An 18848-nucleotide genomic window follows, 5' to 3' on the forward strand; every position below is an offset into this window, starting at 1 on the left:
GTAAATTATGTCCAAGTTTCAACTGCTTGATAAAGACAACTCCGCACTGATTTTTATCGATCATCAACCGCAAATGGCCTTCGGCGTGGCTAATATTGATCGTCAGCAACTGAAAAACAACGTTGTTGGTTTGGCGAAGGCGGGCAAGATTTTCAACGTCCCCACCCTTTTCACCTCGGTAGAAACCGAAAGCTTCAGCGGCTATATCTGGCCGGAACTGCTGGCGGTACACCCTGAAATCACCCCGATTGAACGCACCTCGATGAACTCCTGGGAAGACGCGGCCTTCGTTAAAGCCGTGGAAGCTACCGGCCGCAAAAAGCTGGTGATCTCCGCGCTGTGGACCGAAGTGTGTCTGACCTTCCCGGCACTGATGGCGCTGGAAGCCGGCTATGAAGTGTATGTGGTGACCGACACCTCCGGCGGCACCTCCGTCGATGCGCACGAGCGTTCGATCGACCGCATGGTGCAGGCCGGCGCCGTGCCGGTGACCTGGCAGCAAGTGCTGCTGGAGTACCAGCGCGACTGGGCGCGCAAAGATACCTACGACGCGGTGATGGCGCTGGTGCGCGAACACAGCGGCGCGTACGGCATGGGCGTCGACTACGCTTACACCATGGTGCACCACGCACCGGCTCGCACGGTGAAATAATCCCCTTGCCCCGGCCCTGCGCCGGGGTATTTTCAGGAGTCGGTTTTATGGCCCATCCGCAGCATGTCACGCTGGTGATCACCCACCGTTTGGCGCCGGGGAACGAGCAGGCCTATGAGGCCTGGCTGAACCGCATCATGCCCGACGCCGCGGGCTTCCCCGGCCATTTGGGCGTCAACGTGATTCGCCCTTCCGGCGACGAACAGGCCTATACGGTGTTGGTCCGCTTCGACAACCTCGACAACCTGTACCGCTGGATCCACTCGCCGCTGCGCAAGCAATACATCGAAGAAGTCACCCCGCTGCTGCTGGAGAGCGACCATATCGAGATCCGCCCCGGCGCGGAGTTCTGGTTTACCCCGCCCAACCCCGGCGTGCGCCAGCCGCCCCAGTGGAAGCAGTTCATCATCACCCTGCTGGTGATTTTCCCTTCCACCAATCTGGTGCCCTGGTTTTGGGGGGTGGTGCTGCCGCAGCAGGACGGCACGCTGCTCGGCCATTTTCTCAATGACGCCACCGTAGTCGCCCTGGTGGTGTACCTGTGGATGCCTATCGTGACTCGCGTTTTTCATCAATGGCTGACCCGCCGCTAGGCGGTTCGCCGGGAGAATGTTATGAACCACCACGCTTCATTGATCATCACCAACGGCAAGTTTCACACCGTCGATCGCCAAAATCCCACCGCACAGGCGGTCGCCATCCGCGACGGCAAGTTTCTGGCGGTCGGTAGCGAAAGCGAAGTCATGCAGCACGCCGGGCCGGAAACCCAGGTGATCGATCTGCACGGCCACACCGCAATTCCGGGCCTGAACGACTCGCACCTGCACCTGATCCGCGGCGGCCTGAACTATAACCTGGAGCTGCGCTGGGAAGGCGTGCCTTCGCTGGCCGACGCCCTGCGCATGTTGAAAGAACAGGCGCTGCGCACGCCGAACCCGCAGTGGGTACGGGTGGTCGGCGGCTGGACCGAATTCCAGTTCGCCGAGCGCCGCATGCCGACGCTGGACGAGATCAACCAGGCGGCGCCGGACACGCCGGTGTTCATTCTGCACCTCTACGATCGCGCGCTGCTCAACCGCGCGGCGCTGAAGGTGGTCGGCTACACCAAAGACACGCCGAACCCGCCGGGCGGCGAGATCCAGCGCGACGCCAACGGCAACCCGACCGGCATGCTGATCGCCAAGCCCAACGCCATGATCCTGTACGCCACGCTGGCGAAAGGGCCGAAGCTACCGCTGGAACAGCAGGTTAATTCCACCCGCCAGTTTATGCGCGAGCTGAACCGTCTGGGCCTCACCAGCGCCATCGACGCCGGCGGCGGCTTCCAGAACTACCCGGAGGATTATCAGGTGATCGCCGAGCTGCACGAGAAAAAGCAGCTGACCCTCCGCATCGCCTATAACCTGTTCACCCAGCGGCCGAAGCAGGAGCTGGAAGACTTCGAGCTGTGGACCGACATGCTCAAGCCGGGTCAGGGTACCGACTTCTATCGCCACAACGGCGCCGGCGAGATGCTGGTGTTCTCCGCCGCCGACTTCGAAGACTTCCTGCAGCCGCGCCCGGATCTGCCGCCGGGCACCGAAGACGAGCTGGAGCGGGTGGTGCGTCATCTGGTCGAGCACCGTTGGCCGTTCCGCCTGCACGCCACCTATGACGAGTCCATCAGCCGCATGCTGGACGTGTTCGAGAAGGTGAACCGCGACATTCCGTTCAACGGGCTGCACTGGCTGTTCGACCACGCCGAAACCATTACCGAGCGCAATATCGAGCGGGTCAAGGCATTGGGCGGCGGCATTGCGGTGCAGCACCGCATGGCGTTCCAGGGCGAGTATTTCGCTGACCGCTACGGCATCGAAGCCACCAAACATACGCCGCCGGTGGCGAAAATGCTGGCGGCCGAGCTGCCGGTCGGACTGGGCACCGACGCCACCCGCGTCGCCAGCTACAACCCGTGGACGGCGCTGTACTGGCTGGTTTCCGGCCGCACCGTCGGCGGCATGGCGATGTACGACGACAGCGCCCGGCTGGATCGCGAAACGGCGCTGATGCTGTGGACGCAAGGCAGCGCCTGGTTCTCCACCGAACAGGGCAAGAAAGGCCAGATCAAGGTCGGCCAGCTGGCGGATGTGGCGGTGCTGTCGCAGGACTATTTCAGCGTGCCGGAAGAGCAGATCAAAGGCATAGAGTCGGTGATGACGGTGGTGGATGGCAAGGTGGTCTACGCCGCCGGCAGCTTCTCGCCGCTGGCGCCGCCGCCGCTGCCGGTGCTGCCGGAGTGGTCGCCGGTTACCCAGGTGCCGGGTCATTACCGCTCCGCGCCGCCGTCGGCGGTAGCCAAAGTCGGCGTGCTGAGCCAGGCGCACCAATGCTGTGGCCCGTGCGGTGTACACGCACATCAGCATGACATTGCGCGCCGCTCCAGCATCCCGGTGTCGGATGAAAATGCCTTCTGGGGCGCGTTCGGCTGTTCGTGCTTCTCGTTCTAAGCTGCCAGGTCAGCAACTTACTATGCAACTAGCTTAATAAGATATTAAGTTAGCAAAATAACAAATTAATGGCGCTGTCCACGGGAGAGCGCCATTTCATTTTCAATCGCGGTTGATCTCCAGCCAGCGCCGCTGCTCGGCGGAGGCGGCTATCGCATCCAGCACGCAAGACACCTTCCAGCCTTCTTCAAAGTCCGGCCACATGCGATCGCCCGCGGCGATGCCGTTGACCAGATCGCGGATCTCCACCGTCTTCTGATCGTTAAAGCCGATGCCGTGCCCGGCGCTGATGCAGAACGCCGCGTAGTCCGGGTGCTTCGGCCCTACCAACAGCGTTTTGAACCCCTGCCGCTCCGCCGGCTCATCGTGCCGATACAGTTTCAGCTCCGCCATCCGTTCCTGGGTATAGCTCAGCGTGCCTTTAGTGCAGGTGACCACATAGGTCAGCCCCATCTTGCGCCCGCAGGCGATGCGCGAGGTTTCGAGAGTGCCCATCGCCCCGCCGGCGAAGCGCAGCAGCGCGCTGGCCTGATCTTCGTTTTCCACCGGCAGCAGGCGCGCCGGGTCTTGCGGATCCGGGCGCTGTTTGATCACGGTCTGCATATCACCGGAGACCGCCACGATATCGCCCACCAGGTAGTGCGCCATGTTGACGATATGCGCCGCCAGATCCCCCAACGCACCCAGCCCAGCGCTGGCGCGGCGGCAGTGCCAGTCAATCGGCGTGCGCGGGTCGGCCAGATAATCCTCATTGTGGGTGCCGTAAAAATGCACCACCTCACCGATTTCGCCGTTGGCGATGATCTCGCGCGCCAGCTGGCTGGTCGGGTTCTTCATGTAGTTGAAACCGACCAGCGTTTTCACGCCTTTGGCGCGGGCGGCCTGCACCATCTCCGCCGCGTCTGCGGCGTCCAGCGCCAGCGGCTTTTCCGAATACACGTGCTTGCCGTGGCGGATCGCCTCCAGCGCCATCTCTTTGTGCAAGAAGTTGGGCGCGCAGATGTCCACCACGTCGATCGCCGGATCGGCCACCAGCTGACGCCAATCGCCGGTCGAACGCGCAAAACCGAACTCGCCGGCGCGCTGCGCCGCCAGCTCGGGCGTCACTTCCGCCAGCATCTCCAGCACCAGCTCCCCTTTCAGAGGAAAGACCGTGGGGGCCTGCGCATAGGCGATAGCGTGACAACGCCCGATATAACCGGTGCCGATTAACCCAACGCGTACCTGTTTCATCATTTTCTCCCGTGATCGAAATCCTGCGTAGAACCAGGCGCCGTTCAATGAAACGCGCCGTCTGATAACGGGTTTATATGGAATATAAATTTCAATAACAAGCGCGCGGGAAAATAAAGTTCATATTCGTGATGCCGTTCATGAAACGTTGACGGGATGATGCAACGCAGAAAGCCCAGACACGGCTTGCCGTATCCGGGTGAGATAAAATGAACCGTTTATTTCATATCACGGTAAACCGTTGGCGCCGTGCTGCACGTAGCCGGGGCGTTGCAGCAGGCGCTGCTGATAGGCCGCCAGCGCCGCATAATCCGGCCGCTCGAACGGCGTCATCAGCCAGCGATTCAGCGACAGCCCCAGCACCACATCCGCCAGCGTGAAAGCGGCGCCGGCGACATAAGGGCCATGCTGCGCCAAATGCCTGTCCAGCAGCCCCATCAGCCGGTTCCACTCACGCTCGGCGGCGGCCAGGCTGGCGGCATCCTGATAATCCGCATGCCCACGCACCCGCGACATGAACACATAGCGCCAGGCGCCGTTCAGATCGGTGGCCTGCCAGTCCATCCACATCTCCACCGCCGCACGCGCGCCGGGTTCCTGCGGCAGCAGATCGCGGCGCCCTTCCCGCCCCGCCAGATAGCGGCAAATAGTGTTCGACTCCCACAGCACCCGCTCGCCGTCGATCAGCACCGGCACCAGGCCGTTCGGGTTCAGCACCAGAAACGCCGGCTCCTGCGTGGAGCGAAAGCCGCTGCCCCAGTCCTCCCGCGCCAGCGGCAGCCCCAGCTCCTGGCAGGTCCACAGCACCTTGCGCACGTTGATCGATGAAGCCTTGCCCAAGACTCTCAGCATCGGTTTTCCTTATTCTTTCCAGAACGGTTTATAGCCTTCACGCCGGGCTTCCACCTGCGTCAGGCCGATGTCCGCCAGCTGCCTGTCGTTCAACAGTAACAGCTCCTTTCTCGTTCTGTGCCGCAGCAGATAGAGACGCCAGCGTGACCAACCTACCGAGCGCCGCAGCGGCGTACCAGAAAACAGAGCCATGTTGTTATTCTCCCTGATGTTTTCACGTTGCAGTCATCATGCTCGCCGGGAGAAAAACAATACAGATTCACGCTGGCGCTATTTTTTTCATACAGATGCGCCCCAAAAACCGCTGAATGGTTTACTTTGAAAGAATCTGTACCGGTTTTTTAATCATTCATCCCGATAAGAGGCCTCTGTATGACACGCTACGCCACCCTGGCCGCCATTCTCAGCCAACGTATTCAGCAAGGTCTGTATCCGGCCGGCCACCGCCTGCCTTCGGTGCGCACGCTGAGCCAGGAGCACGGCGTCAGCATCAGTACGGTACAGCAAGCCTACCGGCTGCTGGAGGAACAGCGCCTGGTGGAAGCGCGGCCGAAGTCGGGCTACTTCGTGCATACGCAGCGCGCGCAGGCCGAGCTGCCCGCCATGACAGCGCCGGTGCAGCGGCCGGTAGACATTTCGCAATGGGAGCAGGTGCTGGAGCTGGTGCGCAGCCGGCCGCGCGAGGGCCTGATCCAGCTGGGGCGCGGCATGCCGGATATCGCCGAGCCGACGATGAAACCGCTGATCGTCGCCCTGCGCAACGCCGCCCGCCACGGCGACCTGCGCAGCCTGTATTACGACAGCATTCAGGGCGTGGCCGCGCTGCGCGAACAGGTTGCCCGCCTGCTGCTGGATTCCGGCTGCCAAATCGGCCCCGATCAGTTGCTGATCACCACCGGCTGCCAGGAAGCGATCTCCGCCGGGCTGCGCGCCGTTTGCCAACCCGGCGACATCGTGGCGGTCGACTCGCCCTGCTTCCACGGCACCATGCAGACGCTGAAGGGCCTGGGTATCAAGGCGCTGGAAATCCCCACCGATCCGCTCACCGGCGTCAGCCTGGCGGCGCTGGAGATGGCGCTGGAACAGTGGCCGGTCAAGGCCATCCTGCTGACGCCCAACTGCAACAATCCGCTGGGCTACATCATGCCCGACGCCCACAAACAGCGGCTGCTGACGCTGGCGCAGCGCCACGACGCGGCGATCATCGAGGACGACGTCTACGGCGACATCGCCTATCACTACCCGCGGCCGCGCACCATCAAGTCGTTCGACGAAGACGGCCGCGTGCTGCTGTGCAGCTCGTTTTCCAAAACGCTGGCGCCGGGGCTGCGGGTGGGCTGGATCGCACCTGGCCGCTACCTGGAGCGGGTGCTGCACATGAAGTTCATCGGCTCCGGCGCCACCGCCACCCAGCCGCAGTTGGCGATCGCCGAATTTATCCGCGGCGGGCACTATCTGCAGCACCTGCGGCGCATGCGTGCCCGCTACCAGCAGAACCGCGACCGCATGACCGACCTTATCCTGAAGCACTTCCCGGCCGGCACCCGCGTCAGCCGGCCGCGCGGCGGCTTTATGCTGTGGATCGAACTGGACGAGGCGTTCGACACCCTGCGGCTGAACCGCCATCTCGAACCGCAGGGCGTGCAGATCGCCGTCGGCAGCATCTTTTCCGCCGCCGGCAAATACCGCAACTGCCTGCGCATCAACTATGCGCCTAAGCTGACGGCGGAGATCGAACAGGCGGTGCAGCGGGTCGGCGCCACCATCCAGCGGCTGATGCCGAGCGGCGTGTTGCAACCTCAGACGGACTGAAGCAAAAACTCCGCCACCCGGCGGCGCAGATGTTCGATGCCCTGCGGATGGTGAATAAACTGCGCCACCGGCATCATCTGCCAGCGCTGGCCCTCGTCGCCGAAGCGAATGGCGGCGATCTGCGCCGAGGCGATCTCGCCGGCCATAAACCAGGTCGGCGGGGAGCCGGGCAGGATGCCGTCGTAGCGCCGCCGCCAGGTCACCTGGCATTCGGCGATCGCCACGCCGAATTCTTCCTGCGTCTCCCGCTGCACGCACTGCAGCGGCGTTTCGCCGTTTTCCCGCCCGCCGCCGGGCAGATCCCACTGGCCGGGCCACGGAATGCCCGGTTTGTCGTCCCGCTGGTAAACCAGCAAGCGATCGTCGCACAGCAGCGCGATCTTGGCCCCGCCAAACGCCTGATCCGTCATGTTTTCTCCGCTCCCCGCCCATCCTCTTTGACTGAACATCATACTTCATCCCCGCGCGGCCTGGTGTATAGTGAAAATCCGTTTTCACAACAGGCGAACAATGACGATGAACTCTCCGTTTCTGGTGACTCCCCAATGGCTTGCGCAGCATATCAACGATGAAAATCTGGTGGTGATCGACGTCCGGATGTCGCCGGTCGGGCTGACGCCGAAGAAAGACATGCTTGCCGAGTTCGAACGCGGCCATATCCCTGGCGCGGTCTATTTCGATATCGACGAGGTGGCGGACAAAAACACCGCGCTGCCGCACATGCTGCCGACGGCGGCGGAGTTTGGCGTGGCGGTGGGCAAGCTGGGCATCAGCGAGCACGACACCCTGGTGATTTACGATGAGGGCAACCAGTTCTCCGCGCCGCGCGGCTGGTGGACCTTCCGCAATTTCGGCGCCCGGCATGTTTACGTGCTGGACGAAGGGCTGAACGGCTGGACCGCGCTGGGCCAAGCGCTGGAGACCGGCCCGGCGCAGCCTGAGCCGCAGACGTTCAACGCCCGGTTCAACGCCGACGCGGTGGTGGATATGCGGCAAGTGGAACAGGCGTTAGGCACGCCGGTGCAAATTCTCGACGCGCGCGCCGCGCCGCGCTTTTATGCCGAAGCGCCGGAGCCGCGCCCCGGCCTGCACCGCGGCCATATTCCCGGCAGCATCAACATTCCGTACGGCGAGCTGCTGGAGAACGGCCGCTTCAAATCGCTGGAGGCGCTGCGCCAAACCTTCAGCGACAAGGGCGTGGACATCAACGGGCCGATCATCACCAGCTGCGGCTCCGGCGTGACGGCAGCGGTGCTGGCGTTCGGCCTGCTGTCGCTCGGCGCGCCGCAGGTCAAGCTGTATGACGGCGCCTGGAGCGAATGGGGCCAGCTGAGCGGCAAGCAGCCTATCGCTAAAGATTAAGTGCCTATCCGCTCGACCACGATCTGCGCCAGCCGCTGCACGGCGGCGGAAGGCTGATCCTCGGCGCGGTGCAGCACCACGCCGAGCTGGCCGAGAGCGGGCAGCAGTTCGGGCGCCAGCGGCGCCAGGCCGGGCGGCAAACCCGCCGCCGTGCGCACCGTAACGCCCAACCCGGCATTCACCGCCGCCCAAATGCCGTTCAGGCTGCGGCTGGTAAAGGCGATGCGCCAGGGAATGCCGGCGCGATCCAGCGCCTGCGTCGCCGCGCTGCGCATCAGGCAAGGCGCGTCGAACATCACCAGCGAAAGCGGCTCATCCCCTTCCCGCCAGGGCGCCAGCGCGAAGCCGGGCGAGGCGATCCAGTGCAGCTGCCGCTGCCCCAGCGCCTGATGAAACGGCGTGCTCAAACCGCCATCCCACGCTAGCGACAGATCCAGCTGGCCTTTCAGCACCCAGTCGATCAGCTCGGCATTGCGGGCGATGCGCGCCTCGATGCGCACCTTCGGATTGGCGCGCGCGAAGCTGCCTAATACCTGCGGCAGAAACGTCTCGCCGAAATCCTCCTGCAGCCCCAGCCGCACCGTGCCCTGCAGATCCAACCCGCGCACCGCGGCGGCGGCTTCGTCATTGAGCTCCAGCAGACGGCGCGCGTAGCCGAGCAGGGTTTCCCCCGCCTCGGTCATCACCATGCCGCGCCCGGCCTTGCGCAGGATCGGCGCGCCGACCTGCTGTTCCAGCTTTTTCAGGTGGGCGCTGACCGCAGAAGTCGAGCGCCCTAACCGTTCAGCGGCCTTGGCAAAGCTGCCCAGTTCGACGCCGGTAACGAAGCTGCGCAAATCCTCGAGATCGAACGTTATTCGCCCCATGCTGACCATCCTGATTTTCTGAACCATCAATCAAAATAATACCGATTTTACTGATAAAGATGGCGTGTCACGCTCTCCCGGTCAATGTCTTTCCGGAGAATCCTTATGCTCGCGATGCAATACCGTTTCACCCTGCCCGCCGATTACGATCCTCTGTCCGCCCCTTTGACCACACTGCGCCGCGGGTTGACAGTCAAACTTGATATTGATAATCATTATCAATATTGAACATTCACTTGCGGCTCGCGGGATGCGGGCCGCTCTCCGGGGTCAACCGCCATGCCGTCATCACCGATCACACCTTACGCCACCACCTGCTGCATCGTGGGGGGCGGCCCCGCCGGGCTGATGCTCGGCTATCTGCTGGCGCGGGCGGGGATCGACGTGACGGTGCTGGAGAAGCACGCCGACTTCCTGCGCGATTTTCGCGGTGACACCATTCACCCGTCGACGCTGGAAGTCATGCACCAGCTGGGCCTGCTCGACGAACTGCTGACGCTGCCACACCAGCGTGCCGAATCCCTGCACGCCGAAGTCGCCGGGCGCGACATTAAGCTGGCGGATTTCACTCGCCTGCCGACGCGCTGCAAATTTATCGCCTTTATGCCGCAGTGGGAGTTCCTCAACTTTTTGGCACAGCAGGCCGCCGCGTTCCCCCATTTCAGGCTGCTGACCTCGGCGCAGGTTCATCAGCTGCTCTACGACCGCGGCCAGGTATGCGGCGTGCTGGCCGACACGCCGGAAGGCCCGATCCGCGTGCGCAGCCAGCTGGTGATCGGCACCGACGGCCGCAACTCGGTGGTGCGCGAGCAGGCGGCGCTCAGCAGCCGCTCCTTCGGCGCCCCGCGCGACGTATTGTGGATGAAGCTCAGCAAGCAGCCGGGCGATCCGGCCTGGTCGATGGGTCATACCGGGCCGAAGCAGAACTTCATCATGATCGATCGCGGCGACTACTGGCAGTGCGGCTACTCGATCGATAAAGGCAGCTTCGACGCGATCCGCCGCAGCGGCCTGGAGAAATTTTTGCTGCACCTCGCCGAGGTGGCGCCATTCCAGGACGATCGCCTGCAGGAGATCGTCGAGTGGGATCAGGTGAAGCTGCTGAGCATCCGCATCGATCGTCTGGATCGCTGGGCCAAACCGGGGGTGCTGTGCATCGGCGACGCCGCGCACGCCATGTCGCCGATCGGCGGCGTGGGCGTCAACCTGGCGATTCAGGACGCGGTGGCCGCCGCCAACGCCCTGATCCCGCCGCTGCGCCAGCATCGGCTGCAGCTGAAGCATCTGCTGAGCGTGCAGCGCCGGCGCGAATTCCCCACCCGGGCCATCCAGTTTTTGCAGATCAAAATGAGCCAGCGCAAGCCGGGCGAACGCCGCGCGGCGGGCGGTTCGCGCCTGATCGCCCGCGTCGGCAACAGCCGCTGGCTGCCGCGCCTGTTCGGCCGCATCATCGGCCTGGGTTTTCGCCGTGAAACGCCGCGACATCTGTCCAACGACATCTGCCCGCCGGAATAATATTGGTTGTTTTTCCATCGCACCGTATAATGGTTAAATCGAACGATTTAATTAACTGGAGCGATTAAATGTACGCACTCAGCGCGAACGAGGCCAAAACCCAATTCGGCGATTTGCTGCTCAAGGCGCAGCGTGAGCCGGTGCAAATCAATCGCAACGGCAAACCGGTCGCCGTCGTCATGTCGGTAGAAGACTACCAGGCGCTGGAAGATCTCAAATTACGCGCGCTGCAGCAAAAAATCGCGCAGGCTACCGCCGAGGAAGACGCCGGTAAGGCGGTAGACGGCGATGCCTTCTTCAACCGTCTGCTCACCGACGAAACCGACTGATATGCCGGCGTTTCGCCTCACCCCGCAAGCCCAACAAGATCTGTTGGCTATTCGTCATTTCACCGTCGAGCACTGGGGCAAAGCGCAGTCTCGCCGCTATATTGAGCAGTTGAGAGAGGTCATGCATCATCTGGCGGATATGCCGGAAGCGGGTAAGGCCCACTTTCACGATCTGGGCGAAGAGATACGCAGTTTTCCTTACGCCAGCCATAGGATCTACTACCGCAGCCGGCCTGCCGGCATCACCGTTCTTGCCATTCTGCACCAGGCGATGGTGCCCCACCGGCATCTGGAACAACGGCTGTAATTTTTCTTACTCAAAGGGCACAGATGTTCACCGTCCGTCAGGCATTGCTGGAAGATTTAACGCAGGTGCGCGATATCGGCATCCGCACCTATCGCGCGCACTTCGGTGAGCTGTGGCGCTACCCGCACGAGCTCGAGGCCTTTCTGGCTGAGGATTTTTCCATTTCCGCGCTGGAACGGACGCTGCGCAATCCCGACGTGTGCTGGCTGTTGGCCTATGAGGATGACGCCCTCGTCGGCTATGCGCGCGTGAACTTCGACAGCCTGTTGGCCGCCACCCAACGGCGCGGCGCCGAACTGCAAAAGATCTACTTCCTGCCGGATTACGCCGGGCGCGGTTTCGGCCGACAATTTTTCGAACAGGTGCAGCGGCGGGCCGTCGAACGCCGTCAGCCCCTGCTGTGGCTGGAAGTGCTGAAACAGAACGCCGACGCCCAGCGCTTTTATCAGCGGCAAGGCCTGGCCGTATGTGGCGAGGCCCAATACACCAGCGAACAGGGTGCCATCGAACTTTGGGCGATGAGCAAGGCGCTGTAACCGCGCCCCGATCCGCCGTCGTTTAGCGCGGCTCCCGCTGCAGCATCAGGAACAGCAAGGCAAACGCATTGGGCGCCAGGTAGATCAGCGCCCCCAGCTGCACCGCCAGCGGATCCTTCTTGGCCTGCCAGGCCATAAACCAGTCGCCGGCGACCACCATAAAGCCGACGCCCCACACCGCAATTGCGCAAATCGCCCCCAGCATCGCCCAGGCTTTACCCTTGGCGAAGGCGGCGTAAGGGCCTTTCAATCGCCCGATCATCAGCACCACGCCTGCGGCCGCGAATAGGCCGGCCAGCGTTTCCAGCGTGGTGATGACAGCCAACCCCAACATGCAGGCCCAGTCGGCGCTGATCGCGCGCCACATCAACCCCGGCGTCTGATAGGTATCCTGCATGGCGAGCAGCGGGCCCACCGCATTGCGCGCGGTGCCGGCGAAATCCGCCGTATTGTTCAACAGGCTGAACAGCCCCCACAGGGCCGGAAACAGGGACAGGACAATGCAACCGAGGCGTGACACAGTGATTTCGTTCATGATGATGTTAGCTATCCATGGCAAGGGATTAATAAAAAACGCCTTTTAGATTAGTCCATAACATCCGCAAGGAGAAACAGCTGCACGACTTTCAGACATGCGGCTCCCTTTGCCTCGTTCAAATCGCCACCAGCCCGCGTACACCGTCCTGTTCCATATTGCTGCCGGCGCCGCGCTGCACGATGCTACCGCGCGACATCACCAGATAGCTGTCCGCCAGATCGGCGGCAAAGTCATAAAACTGTTCCACCAGCAGGATCGCCATATCGCCCTTCGCCGCCAGCTGCTTGATCACCGCGCCGATCTCCTTGATCACCGAAGGCTGGATCCCTTCCGTCGGCTCGTCGAGGATCAGCAGCTGCGGCCGGCAGGCCAGCGCCCGGCCGATCGCCAACTGCTGCTGCTGCCCGCCGGAGAGATCGCCGCCGCGCCGATCCTTCATTTGCCGCAGCACCGGAAACAAGTCATAGATCGGATCCGGCACCGTGCGCGCGGCGGCGCCGGAAAAGCGCGCCAGCCCCATCAGCAGATTTTCCTCCACCGTCAGGCGCGGGAAAATCTCCCGCCCCTGCGGCACATAGGCGATGCCCGTCTGCACCCGCTGATGCGGTTTTTTACCGGTGATGGTTTCGCCCTGCCAACGGACGCTGCCGCTGCGCGCCGGGACCAGCCCCATCAGGCATTTCAGCAGCGTGGTCTTGCCCACGCCGTTGCGCCCCAGCAGGCAGGTCACCTCGCCGATGCGCGCCTCGAACGACAGGCCGCGCAGAATGTGGCTGCCGCCGTAATACTGATTCAATTCCTCTACCTGCAGCATCGTTACGCCTCCTCAGCGCCCCAGATATACCTCAATCACCCGTTCATCGGCCTGCACCTGTGCCAGCGATCCTTCCGCCAGCACCTGCCCCTGGTGCAGCACCGTCACGCGATCGGCGATGGTTTCCACAAACCCCATATCGTGTTCCACCACCATCAGCGAATGCTTGCCCGCCAGCTCGCGGAACAGTTCGGCGGTGTAGTCGGTTTCGGCGTCGGTCATGCCGGCCGCCGGTTCGTCGAGCAGCAGCAGGTGCGGTTCCTGCACCAGCAGCATGCCGATCTCGAGAAACTGTTTCTGCCCGTGGGACAGCAACCCGGCGGGCCGGTGGCGTTCATGCCCCAGCCGCAGGGTCTTCAACATCTCGTCGATGCGGTCGCGCTGTTCGCTGCTCAGGCGGGCGCGCAGGCAGGCCCACACCGATTTGCGGGTTTTCTGCGCGATCTCCAGATTTTCGAACACCGTCAGCGCCTCGAACACCGTCGGTTTTTGAAACTTGCGGCCGATGCCGGCGTGGGCGATCTGCATCGGCGCCAGCCGGGTCAGATCGACGGTCTGATCGTAAAACACCCTGCCGCTGTCCGGCCGGGTCTTGCCGGTGATCACATCCATCAGCGTGGTTTTACCGGCGCCGTTGGGGCCGATCACGCAGCGCAGTTCGCCGACGCCAATGCGCAGCGACAGATCGGTCAGCGCGCGAAAACCGTCGAAGCTGACGTTGACGTTGTCGAGCTGCAGCACCGGATCGGTTTGCTGCCGGTATTTATCCGCCGGCAGCGGGTGGGTAAACAGCTCGTCGGTCACTTGCATCGCTTTCATGAGCTTTTCCTCCGGCGCAGCAGGCCGATCACCCCTTTGGGCAGAAACAGCGTGACGACGATAAACATCAGGCCGAGGAAGAACTGCCAGTATTCGGGAATGGCCATGGTGAACCAGCTCTTGGCGCCGTTGACGATGCCGGCGCCGAGCAGCGGCCCCACCAGCGTGCCGCGCCCGCCGAGCGCCACCCAGATGGCGGCCTCGATCGAGTTGGTCGGCGACATTTCGCCGGGGTTGATGATGCCGACCTGCGGCACATAGAGCGCGCCGGCCAGCCCGCACAGCACCGCCGACAGCGTCCAGACGAACAGCTTGAAGCCCTTCGGATCGTAGCCGCAGAAGGTCAGCCGGTTTTCCGCATCGCGCACCGCGGTCAGCACCCGGCCGAACTTGCTGCGCGCCAGCGCAAAGCCGATGGCCAGGCTGGCGGCCAGCAGCAGCACCGTCGCCAGGAACAGCGCCACCCGCGTGCCGGGGCCGGTGATGGGAAAGCCGAGCAGCGTGGTGAAACCGGTAAAGCCGTTATTGCCGCCAAAGCCGGTTTCGTTGCGAAAGAACAGCAGCATGCCGGCATAGGTCAGCGCCTGGGTCATGATCGAGAAATACACCCCTTTGATTTTCGAGCGGAAGGCGAAGTAGCCGAACAGGAAGGCCAGCAGGCCCGGCACCAGCACGATCAGGCACAGCGCCCAAGCGAAATGCTGGGTGCCGCTCCAGAACCACGGCAGCTCATTCCAGGAGAGGAACGCCATAAACGCCGGCAGCCCGTCGCCCGCCGCCTGCCGCATCAGGTACATGCCCATGGCGTAGCCGCCGAGCGCGAAGAACAGCCCGTGGCCGAGCGACAGCAGCCCGGCATAGCCCCATACCAGATCGAGCGCCACCGCCACCACCGCGTAGCACAGGATCTTGCCCGCCAGCGTCAGGGTATAGGTGGACACCGCCAGCGGATGATCCGCCGGCAACAGCGTCATGAACGGCATCACCAGCAGCGCCAGCAACGCCAGCCCGCCGATGCTCAACGCCAGCCGGGGCGCTTTCTGCACGCCGGTCACGGTCAATGGTTGGCTCATCAGTCAATCACCCTGCCCTTGAGGGCGAACAGCCCCTGCGGGCGCTTTTGAATAAACAGAACGATCAGCACCAGGATCAGGATCTTGCCCAACACGGCGCCGATCTGCGGCTCGAGGATCTTGTTGACGATGCCGAGGCCGAAAGCCGCCGCCACCGTCCCCGCCAGCTGGCCGACGCCGCCGAGCACCACCACCAGGAACGAATCGATGATGTAGCCTTGCCCCAGCTCCGGCCCGACGTTGCCCAACTGCGACAGCGCCACCCCGCCGAGCCCGGCGATGCCAGATCCCAGCCCGAAGGCCAGCATGTCCACCCGCCCGGTGGGCACGCCGCAGCAGGCCGCCATCGCGCGGTTTTGCGTCACCGCGCGCACGTTCATGCCGAGCCGGGTCTTGTTCAGCAGCAGCCAGGTCATCGCCAGCACCAAGAGCACGAACGCGATCACCGCGATGCGGTTCCACGGCAGCACCAGGTTCGGCAGCAGCTGCACGCCGCCCGACAGCCACGCCGGGTTGGCGACCTCCACGTTCTGCGCCCCGAACAGCACCCGCACCAGCTGGATCAACACCAGGCTGATGCCCCAGGTGGCCAGCAGGGTCTCCAGCGGCCGGCCGTACAGGTGGCGGATCACCGTGCGCTCAAGCAGCATGCCGATCCCGGCGGTGATGGCGAACGCCACCGGCAGCGCCGCCAGCGGGTAGAGCGCCAGCCACTGCGGCGCAAACTGCTGAAACAGCCCCTGCACCAGGTAGGCGGAATAGGCGCCGAGCATCAGCATTTCGCCGTGCGCCATATTGATGACGCCGAGCAGGCCGTAGGTGATCGCCAGCCCGAGCGCCGCCAGCAGCAGGATCGAACCGAGCGACAGGCCGCTGAACGCTTGGCCGAGCAGATCGCCGATCATCAGGCGGTGCTGCACCTGCTGCAGGCTGCGTTGCGCCTCGGCGCGCACCGCAGCGTCCGGCTCGTGGGCGGCGTCGGTCAACGCTTGCAGCCGCGCGCGGGTTTCCGGCTCGCCCGATTCGCCCAACAGCCGCACCGCATTGAAACGCACCTGCGGATTGCCGTCGGCCAGCTGCAGGTTAGCCAGCGCCAGGCTCAGCGCCTGATGCACCTGCGGGTCTGTTTCCCGCGCCAGCTGCCGGGCCAACAGCGGCAGCTGCTCGCCGTTCGCTTCGCGCTGCAGTGCGCTCGCCGCCTGCAGCCGCACCGCCGCGTCCGCGCTGACCAGCCGCTGCGCCGACAATGCGTTGGCAATCAGAATGCGCAGCCGGTTGTTCAGCCACACCTTCTTCGGTTCGCCAACCGGGGCCGCCTCGCCCTCGAGCGGCAGATAGCGATCGCCCTGGCGGATAAAGGCGCGCTTCGCCCCGTCGATCGCCACGGTTTCCTGCTGCAGCCCCTGCAGCAGCGGCAGGCGCGCGGCGTCCGGCTCGGCCGCCCACGCCTGCAGCAGTTTGGCCTGCTGCGCACGGTTGGCCGCCGCAAACTCATCGGCCGGCCCGGCCTGCGCCAGCAGGGGCCAGGCGCACAGCAGCCACAGCCCGACGCGCAGAGAAGATAAAAACGGAGATTGCATCAGCTGCCTCTTCTGTTGGGCCGGCGGGCGTTGAGCCGCGCCGGCGCTGAGTGACGTTACTTGCCGCCCTTCACCGGGTAATCCGGCCTCTTGTCGTTGCCGGCGATATACGGGCTCCACGGCTGTGCGCGCACCGGCGCTTCGGTCTGCCACACCACGTTGAACTGGCCGTTGCCCTCGATCTCGCCGATCATCACCGGCTTGTGCAGATGGTGGTTGGTCTGGTCCATGGTCAACGTGAAGCCCGACGGCGCGGCGAAGGTTTGCCCGGCCATCGCCGCGCGCACCTTATCGACGTCGGTGGTGCCGGCCTTTTCCACCGCCTGCGCCCACATGTGCAGGCCGACGTAGGTGGCCTCCATCGGATCGTTGGTGACCGCGGTGGCGTAATTCGGCAGGTTGTGCGCCTTGGCGTAGGCTTTCCACTGGCTGACAAACTGCTTGTTGGTCGGGTTATCCAGCGATTCGAAGTAGTTCCAGGCCGCCAGGTTGCCCACCAGCGGTTGGGTATCGATGCCGCGCAGCTCTTCCTCGCCGACCGAGAAGGCGATCACCGGCACGTCGGTGGCCTTGACGCCCTGGTTGGCCAGCTCTTTGTAGAACGGTACGTTGGAGTCGCCGTTGATGGTGGAGATCACCGCCGTGTTGCCGCCGGCGGCAAACTTCTTGATGTTGGCGACGATGGTCTGGTAATCGCTGTAACCGAACGGCGTGTAGACCTCTTCAATATCCTTGTCCTGCACGCCTTTGCTGTGCAGGAAGGCGCGCAGGATCTTGTTGGTGGTGCGCGGATAGACGTAATCGGTGCCCAGCAGGAAGAAGCGCTTGGCGCCGCCGCCGTCCTCGCTCAGCAGGTATTCCACCGCCGGGATCGCCTGCTGGTTCGGCGCCGCGCCGGTATAGAACACGTTCGGCGACATCTCTTCGCCTTCGTATTGCACCGGGTAGAACAGCAGCCCGTTCAGCTCCTCAAACACCGGCAGCACCGACTTGCGCGACACCGAGGTCCAGCAGCCGAACACCGCCGCCACCTTGTCCTGGCTCAGCAACTGGCGCGCCTTCTCGGCGAACAGCGGCCAGTTGGAGGCCGGATCCACCACCACCGGCTCCAGCTTTTTACCGAGCACCCCGCCTTTGGCGTTGATCTCGTCAATGGTCATCAGCGCCACATCCTTCAGCGGCGTCTCGGAAATCGCCATGGTGCCGGAGAGCGAACTCAGAATGCCGACCTTGATGGTGTCGGCGGCCTGCGCGCTCCAGGCCAGGCCCAGGCCGATCGCGGCGGCGGACAGCGCAAAAGCTTTGATAAAACGACGACGTTGCATAGTTCAAACTCCTGATGTGTGTGAAATCAAAATCGTTGCGCCGAGCGCGCGGGCTGCTGGGCCCGCGCCTGATGCAACATGTGCAGCGTTATTTTTCGTACCTCTGCCTTGCTGACGGCGATATGCTCGCCGAGCAGCGCTTGCGCCGCCTCGCTTTGCCGCTGCAGGATCGCCTGCAAAATGGCGGCGTGTTCGCGGTAGGTGGCGTCCACCCGCGCCTGCTGGGTGAAATCCAGCCGGCGAATGATGCGGATCTTTTCGGTCAGCTCGCGGTGAATGCGCGCCATCTCGCCGTTGCCCGCCGCGGCCACCAACGCCTGATGAAACTGCTCATCGTGCTGCGACACCGCCTGGCCGTCCGCCAGACGCGGCGCTTCGGTCCAAAAACGGTTCAGCGCCGCCAGCGCGGCCGGCGTTTCCCCGGCCGGCCATTCGCACAGCCGTTTCACCGCCTCTTGTTCCAGCACGATGCGCAGGTCGTACAGCTCTTCGAAGTAGGCGAAGTCGAATGGCCGCACCTGCCAGCCGCTGCGAAACAGCACCTCGACATAGCCTTCGCGCTCGAGCCGAAACAGCGCCTGACGCACCGGCGTGCGGCTGGCCGCCATGCGCTGCGCCACGTCGCTTTCGCTGAAGCGATCGCCCGGCAGCAGGCGAAACTCGAAGATGTCGGCCTTGAGCTGCAGATAAATGCGCTCCGCCAGCCCCTCAGGCCGCGCCTTGTGCTCCCCGTTGGTGATTTGCATCAT

The 18848-nt window shown here is 63.6% G+C and carries 22 protein-coding genes; 10 read left to right on the forward strand and 12 right to left on the reverse strand.

The window, feature by feature from the left end:
- The first annotated feature begins 7 nt into the window (after positions 1-7).
- Genes WCL58_RS05600 through WCL58_RS05610 form a run of 3 tightly spaced genes read left to right on the forward strand, consistent with a single transcriptional unit; the run spans position 8 to position 3138 of the window.
- Positions 8-652: a hydrolase gene (locus WCL58_RS05600; RefSeq protein WP_004939390.1), complete on the forward strand. Its 645-nt coding sequence runs from the start codon at positions 8-10 to the stop codon at positions 650-652.
- A gap of 47 nt (positions 653-699) precedes the next feature.
- Positions 700-1245 carry an antibiotic biosynthesis monooxygenase gene (locus WCL58_RS05605; RefSeq protein ID WP_197757477.1) on the forward strand — a complete coding sequence of 182 codons (546 nt, stop codon included), beginning with the start codon at positions 700-702 and terminating at the stop codon, positions 1243-1245.
- Positions 1246-1266: 21 nt separating this feature from the next.
- Complete coding sequence (locus tag WCL58_RS05610; RefSeq protein WP_169318165.1) at positions 1267-3138, forward strand: amidohydrolase; 1872 nt, start codon at positions 1267-1269, stop codon at positions 3136-3138.
- Positions 3139-3240: 102 nt separating this feature from the next.
- Here WCL58_RS05610 and WCL58_RS05615 read toward each other — a convergent pair whose 3' ends face one another.
- The 3 genes from WCL58_RS05615 to WCL58_RS05625 all read right to left on the reverse strand — a co-directional run bounded on the left by WCL58_RS05615 (position 3241) and on the right by WCL58_RS05625 (position 5415).
- The gene (locus tag WCL58_RS05615; protein WP_336850697.1) at positions 3241-4371 is read right to left on the reverse strand and encodes a Gfo/Idh/MocA family protein; all 1131 of its coding nucleotides are present in this window, start codon (positions 4369-4371) and stop codon (positions 3241-3243) included.
- Between the two features lie 228 nt (positions 4372-4599).
- Positions 4600-5223: a glutathione S-transferase family protein gene (locus WCL58_RS05620; RefSeq protein ID WP_336850698.1), complete on the reverse strand. Its 624-nt coding sequence runs from the start codon at positions 5221-5223 to the stop codon at positions 4600-4602.
- Between the two features lie 9 nt (positions 5224-5232).
- A complete protein-coding gene (locus WCL58_RS05625; RefSeq protein WP_060421155.1) occupies positions 5233-5415 on the reverse strand; it encodes a DUF1127 domain-containing protein in 183 nt (60 codons plus the stop codon).
- Between the two features lie 180 nt (positions 5416-5595).
- Here WCL58_RS05625 and WCL58_RS05630 point away from each other — a divergent pair, with 180 nt between their 5' ends.
- A complete protein-coding gene (locus tag WCL58_RS05630; protein ID WP_070914033.1) occupies positions 5596-7035 on the forward strand; it encodes an aminotransferase-like domain-containing protein in 1440 nt (479 codons plus the stop codon).
- Here WCL58_RS05630 and WCL58_RS05635 read toward each other — a convergent pair.
- Positions 7023-7445: an NUDIX hydrolase gene (locus WCL58_RS05635; RefSeq protein WP_336850699.1), complete on the reverse strand. Its 423-nt coding sequence runs from the start codon at positions 7443-7445 to the stop codon at positions 7023-7025. The two genes, WCL58_RS05630 and WCL58_RS05635, sit on opposite strands and share 13 nt — an antisense overlap.
- Positions 7446-7551: 106 nt before the next feature.
- Here WCL58_RS05635 and sseA point away from each other — a divergent pair, with 106 nt between their 5' ends.
- On the forward strand, positions 7552-8397 hold the full coding sequence (gene sseA, locus WCL58_RS05640; RefSeq protein WP_336850779.1) for a 3-mercaptopyruvate sulfurtransferase: 846 nt from the start codon (positions 7552-7554) through the stop codon (positions 8395-8397).
- Here the strand turns inward: sseA and WCL58_RS05645 are convergent.
- The gene (locus WCL58_RS05645; RefSeq protein ID WP_087762155.1) at positions 8394-9263 is read right to left on the reverse strand and encodes a LysR substrate-binding domain-containing protein; all 870 of its coding nucleotides are present in this window, start codon (positions 9261-9263) and stop codon (positions 8394-8396) included. The genes sseA and WCL58_RS05645 overlap by 4 nt on opposite strands.
- A gap of 105 nt (positions 9264-9368) precedes the next feature.
- Here WCL58_RS05645 and WCL58_RS05650 point away from each other — a divergent pair, with 105 nt between their 5' ends.
- The 5 genes from WCL58_RS05650 (at position 9369) to WCL58_RS05670 (ending at position 11950) form a co-directional block, all read left to right on the forward strand.
- Complete coding sequence (locus WCL58_RS05650) at positions 9369-9491, forward strand: hypothetical protein (protein ID WP_336850701.1); 123 nt, start codon at positions 9369-9371, stop codon at positions 9489-9491.
- A gap of 51 nt (positions 9492-9542) precedes the next feature.
- On the forward strand, positions 9543-10778 hold the full coding sequence (locus WCL58_RS05655; RefSeq protein WP_336850702.1) for an FAD-dependent oxidoreductase: 1236 nt from the start codon (positions 9543-9545) through the stop codon (positions 10776-10778).
- Positions 10779-10846: 68 nt separating this feature from the next.
- Positions 10847-11107: a type II toxin-antitoxin system Phd/YefM family antitoxin gene (locus tag WCL58_RS05660; RefSeq protein ID WP_033637606.1), complete on the forward strand. Its 261-nt coding sequence runs from the start codon at positions 10847-10849 to the stop codon at positions 11105-11107.
- Positions 11067-11414, forward strand: a complete 348-nt coding sequence (locus WCL58_RS05665; RefSeq protein WP_159317787.1) for a type II toxin-antitoxin system RelE/ParE family toxin — start codon at positions 11067-11069, stop codon at positions 11412-11414. Before WCL58_RS05660 ends, WCL58_RS05665 begins: the two co-directional genes overlap by 41 nt.
- Before the next feature lie 23 nt (positions 11415-11437).
- Positions 11438-11950, forward strand: a complete 513-nt coding sequence (locus WCL58_RS05670; protein ID WP_159317786.1) for a GNAT family N-acetyltransferase — start codon at positions 11438-11440, stop codon at positions 11948-11950.
- A 22-nt stretch (positions 11951-11972) separates the two neighbouring features.
- Here WCL58_RS05670 and WCL58_RS05675 read toward each other — a convergent pair whose 3' ends face one another.
- From WCL58_RS05675 to WCL58_RS05705, 7 genes are all read right to left on the reverse strand, one after another.
- Positions 11973-12485, reverse strand: a complete 513-nt coding sequence (locus WCL58_RS05675) for a DUF2165 family protein (RefSeq protein ID WP_049272535.1) — start codon at positions 12483-12485, stop codon at positions 11973-11975.
- Between the two features lie 118 nt (positions 12486-12603).
- Positions 12604-13302: an urea ABC transporter ATP-binding subunit UrtE gene (gene urtE, locus WCL58_RS05680; RefSeq protein ID WP_149572085.1), complete on the reverse strand. Its 699-nt coding sequence runs from the start codon at positions 13300-13302 to the stop codon at positions 12604-12606.
- 12 nt (positions 13303-13314) lie between these two features.
- Positions 13315-14121, reverse strand: a complete 807-nt coding sequence (gene urtD / locus WCL58_RS05685) for an urea ABC transporter ATP-binding protein UrtD (protein ID WP_015377102.1) — start codon at positions 14119-14121, stop codon at positions 13315-13317.
- The gene (gene urtC, locus WCL58_RS05690) at positions 14118-15194 is read right to left on the reverse strand and encodes an urea ABC transporter permease subunit UrtC (RefSeq protein WP_159317785.1); all 1077 of its coding nucleotides are present in this window, start codon (positions 15192-15194) and stop codon (positions 14118-14120) included. Before urtC ends, urtD begins: the two co-directional genes overlap by 4 nt.
- The gene (urtB, locus tag WCL58_RS05695; RefSeq protein ID WP_060421130.1) at positions 15194-16774 is read right to left on the reverse strand and encodes an urea ABC transporter permease subunit UrtB; all 1581 of its coding nucleotides are present in this window, start codon (positions 16772-16774) and stop codon (positions 15194-15196) included. The genes urtC and urtB overlap by 1 nt, the downstream gene beginning before the upstream one ends.
- Positions 16775-16830: 56 nt before the next feature.
- Positions 16831-18099, reverse strand: a complete 1269-nt coding sequence (gene urtA / locus WCL58_RS05700; RefSeq protein WP_089185674.1) for an urea ABC transporter substrate-binding protein — start codon at positions 18097-18099, stop codon at positions 16831-16833.
- 26 nt (positions 18100-18125) lie between these two features.
- Positions 18126-18845, reverse strand: coding sequence for a GntR family transcriptional regulator (locus WCL58_RS05705; RefSeq protein WP_084827869.1), 720 nt, complete (start codon positions 18843-18845; stop codon positions 18126-18128).
- Positions 18846-18848: the final 3 nt, after the last annotated feature.

The organism is Serratia sp. TMDUHS_CL, from assembly GCF_037137105.1.
Classification (GTDB): Bacteria; Pseudomonadota; Gammaproteobacteria; order Enterobacterales; family Enterobacteriaceae; genus Serratia; species Serratia nevei.